The following is a 3,980-nucleotide window of genomic DNA, read 5'->3' as shown; positions in this document are numbered from 1 at the left end:
CCACCACAGTTAATATCTATTTAATTAATAACGATGTCGCTGCATAACAAAACCACGCCCTCCTGCTTGCAGCGTCAGAGGCAGCATGCCAGCCCCTGTTCCTGCCAAAAAAACAGGGGGCCATGGCCCCCTGTTCATGCTTGGTGCAAGGATCAACCACGATCCAGCAGGATGTTGAGCATGCGGCGCAGCGGCTCGGCAGCGCCCCACAGCAGCTGATCGCCCACGGTGAAGGCGGCTAGGTACTCCGGGCCCATGTTGAGCTTGCGCAGACGACCGACCGGGATGCTGAGAGTGCCGGTAACGGCGGCCGGGGTCAGCTCGCGGGCGGTGATGTCGCGATCGTTGGGGATCACCTTGACCCAGTCGTTGTGGGCGGCCAGCAGGGCTTCGATCTCGGCCAGCGGCACATCTTTTTTCAGCTTGATGGTGAACGCCTGGCTGTGGCAGCGCAGGGCACCGATGCGCACGCACAGACCATCCACCGGAATGGCGGCTCCGTCAATGCCGAGGATCTTGTTGGTCTCGGCCTGCCCCTTCCACTCTTCGCGGCTCTGGCCGTTGTCGAGCTTGGTGTCGATCCAGGGGATAAGGCCACCGGCCAGCGGTACGCCGAAGTTGTCCACCGGCAGGGTACCGGAGCGGGTCTTCTCGGTGATCTTGCGCTCGATGTCGAGGATGGCGGAGGCGGGATCCGCCAGCTCCACCGCCACTTCATCGCGCAGTATGCCCATCTGGGTCACCAGCTCGCGCATGTGGCGCGCGCCACCGCCCGATGCGGCCTGATAGGTGGCCACGCTCACCCACTCCACCAGATCGGCCTTGAACAGGCCACCCAGGGCCAGCAGCATCAGGCTGACGGTGCAGTTGCCGCCGACGAAGGTCTTGATGCCGTCATTCAGGGCATGCTCGATGACATCGCCGTTGACCGGATCCAGGATGATGACCGCATCCTTCTCCATGCGCAGGGAGGAGGCGGCATCAATCCAGTAGCCCTGCCAGCCGGCGGCTTTCAGGCGTGGATAGACATCCTTGGTGTAGTCGCCGCCCTGGGCGGTGATGATGACGTCCTGTGCGGCCAGCGCCTCGATGTCGAAGGCATCCTGCAGGGTGCCGGCATCGACGCCGAAATTGGGGGCGGCCTCACCGGCCTGGGAGGTGGTGAAGAAGGTGGGCTGAATGCGGGCAAAATCCTTCTCTTCCTGCATCCGGCTCATCAGCACCGAACCCACCATGCCACGCCAACCGACCAAACCTACTTTTTTCATAATGTCCTACCCTGGATAGCTGCTTATAGAAACCGAGTGTGATAACCGTGATCCCTTGTCCGGCGCGGGCCGTTTACAAGCGGTTCACAAAATATGTATTGCGAAAAATGCGTCTGTCCACATTACGGATTGTGACGGCGGGCGCAAGTCGAATTGCGCAATATTCTGTGCCGTTCGCTGCAATATCCGTCAGCCTGGCCGACCTGCGGGCAGCCGGTTGGCATCCCGTTCCCACTTGGGGCATCATTGAGATCGACCGGCAGCCCCGCTGCCCCTCGGGGACGACCCCGTGGCCTCCTGATACGCAGGGACGACCCTGCATCCTGCGGAATCTGCCTTATGTCCTGGTTGCTCCTGCTGCTGGCCGGCCTGTTCGAGGTCGCCTGGGCCATCGGCCTCAAATATACCGACGGTTTCAGCCGTCCCCTCCCCACCCTGCTGACTCTCTCTGCCATGGGGGTGAGCGTGCTGCTGCTCGCCATGGCGGTCAAACAGCTGCCCCTTGGCACCGCCTACGCGGTCTGGACCGGCATCGGCGCAGTCGGCACCGTGCTGATGGGGATCTGGCTGTTCAACGAACCGGCCACCCTCGCCCGGGTGCTCTGCCTGCTGCTGATCATCGGCGGGATCCTGGGTCTGAAATTCATCGGCTGAGCCGTGACCGACCTCGGTTGAATGGAGAGCAAAACGGGGCATGGACCCCGTTTTTTGCCTGCCAAACGCGCCGACCCCTGCTATTATCTGCGGCCAAACATGAGCCAATAAAAATCAGGATATCGTGATGACCGACCACACTTTTATTCCCGGCAAGGACGCGGCGCTGGAAGACTCCATCGAACGCTTCCAGACCAAGCTGCAAGCCCTGGGGTTTGATATCGAAGAGGCCTCCTGGCTCAACCCCGTGCCCAACGTCTGGTCCGTGCACATCCGGGACAAGGAGTGCTCCCTCTGTTTCACCAACGGCAAGGGTGCCAGCAAGAAGGCGGCGCTCGCCTCCGCCCTTGGCGAATATTTCGAGCGTCTCTCCACCAACTACTTCTTCGCCGACTTCTATCTGGGCGAGCAGGTAGCGAACGGGGATTTCGTCCACTACCCGAACGAAAAGTGGTTCCCCATCGAGGGGGAGCAGCTGCCCGCCGGTCTGCTCGACAGCTTCACCCGCAAGTTCTACAACCCGGACGGTGAAGTGACCGCCGACATGCTGGTGGACCTGCAATCCGGCAACGAAGAGCGCGGCATCGTCGCCCTGCCCTTCGAGCGCCAGTCCGATCACCAGACCGTCTACATCCCGATGAACATCATCGGCAACCTCTATGTCTCCAACGGCATGAGCGCCGGCAACACCAAGACCGAGGCCCGCACCCAGGGCTTGTCCGAGGTGTTCGAGCGCCACGTCAAAAACAAGATCATCGCAGAAGCGCTGAGCCTGCCGGAGATCCCGGCCGAGGTGATTGCCCGCTACCCCGGCATCAAGGCCTCCATCGAGGCACTGGAAGCCGAAGGCTTCCCCATCTACAGCTTCGATGCCTCCCTGGGTGGTCGCTACCCGGTCATCTGCGTGGTGCTGCTCAATCCGAGCAACGGCACCTGCTTTGCTTCCTTCGGTGCCCACCCGCGCTTCGAAGTGGCCTTCGAGCGTACCGTCACCGAGCTGCTGCAGGGCCGCAGCCTCAAGGATCTGGACGTGTTCGTACCGCCCTCGTTCGACAACGAGCAGGTGGCGGATCACCACAACCTGGAGACCCACTTCATCGACTCCTCCGGCCTCATCAGCTGGGATCTGTTCAAGCAGGATGCGGACTTCGAGTTTGCCGACTGGGACTTCCGCGGCACCTCGCAGGAGGAGTTCGACCACCTGATCGGCATCTTCCACGAGCTGGAGCAGCCGGTCTACATCGCCGACTACGAGCATCTGGGCGTCTATGCCTGCCGCATCCTGGTGCCCGGCATGTCCGACATCTATCCGGCCGAAGATTTGTTGTTGGCCAACAACACCATGGGTGCCCACCTGCGGGAGACCATACTGGCGCTGCCGGCGCTGGAGTGGGACGCGGAGCAGTACATGGCGCTGTTCGACCAGCTGGATGAAGAGGGTCACGACGAGCGCACCCGGGTACGCGAGCTGCTCGGCATCGCCGCCGCCAAGGGCTCTGCCCTGCACACCCTGCGAGTGGGTGAGCTCAAAGCCATGCTGGCGCTGGCCGCCGGCGAACTCGACACGGCGCTCGATCTCATCGACTGGACCATGGAGTTCAACCAGTCGGTGTTCCCGGCCGATCGCGCCAACTACTACCGTGCCCTGCGCGCCTGCGTCGAGCTGTTCCTGGATGAAGATCGCGATCCGGAACAGTACCGCGCCGTGTTTGCCCGCATGTATGGCGAACAGACGCTGGCCGAGGCCTGGGCCCACGCCAGCGGCGAAGCGCGCTTCCACGGGTTGGCAGCCGCCGATCTCTCCCTCAGCCAGTTCCCGCTGCACCAGAAGTTGCTGGCCGCCTACGAGAAGCTGCAAAAGGCCAAACGAGCCCATTCATGGGGTTGATGTGGTAACATTCCGAAGGGGCCCTGATGGCCCCTTCTTTTTTATGGTCAGCCAAGCGACCATTTGTTATTCAAAGATGAAATAAAAAACAAAAAATACCTCTTAGGGGGTTGCCAACAAGGCGGAGAAGATGCAGGGGAGACGAAAAGATGCCTTGCGGACACCACTTT

At 61.5% G+C, this 3,980-nt stretch carries 3 protein-coding genes; 2 read left to right on the top strand and 1 reads right to left on the bottom strand.

The genetic code is table 11. From position 1 onward, the window contains the following. Positions 1-152: 152 nt before the first annotated feature. The gene (gene asd, locus CAK78_RS09875) at positions 153-1,268 is read right to left on the bottom strand and encodes an aspartate-semialdehyde dehydrogenase (RefSeq protein WP_094697150.1); all 1,116 of its coding nucleotides are present in this window, start codon (positions 1,266-1,268) and stop codon (positions 153-155) included. 339 nt (positions 1,269-1,607) lie between these two features. On the opposite strand from asd, the gene sugE reads away from it, so the two are divergent. Together sugE and ycaO are read left to right on the top strand one after the other, a co-directional pair. Next, complete coding sequence (sugE, locus tag CAK78_RS09870; RefSeq protein WP_017765470.1) at positions 1,608-1,922, top strand: quaternary ammonium compound efflux SMR transporter SugE; 315 nt, start codon at positions 1,608-1,610, stop codon at positions 1,920-1,922. A gap of 127 nt (positions 1,923-2,049) precedes the next feature. Continuing rightward, positions 2,050-3,810: a 30S ribosomal protein S12 methylthiotransferase accessory factor YcaO gene (gene ycaO, locus CAK78_RS09865; protein ID WP_094697149.1), complete on the top strand. Its 1,761-nt coding sequence runs from the start codon at positions 2,050-2,052 to the stop codon at positions 3,808-3,810. The last annotated feature ends 170 nt before the right edge of the window (positions 3,811-3,980 follow it).

This window comes from Aeromonas sp. A35_P (assembly GCF_002259925.1).
Lineage (GTDB): Bacteria > Pseudomonadota > Gammaproteobacteria > Enterobacterales > Aeromonadaceae > Aeromonas > Aeromonas dhakensis.
Note: the sequence above shows the minus strand (reverse complement) of the source record. Positions and strands in the feature narration are given on the sequence as shown.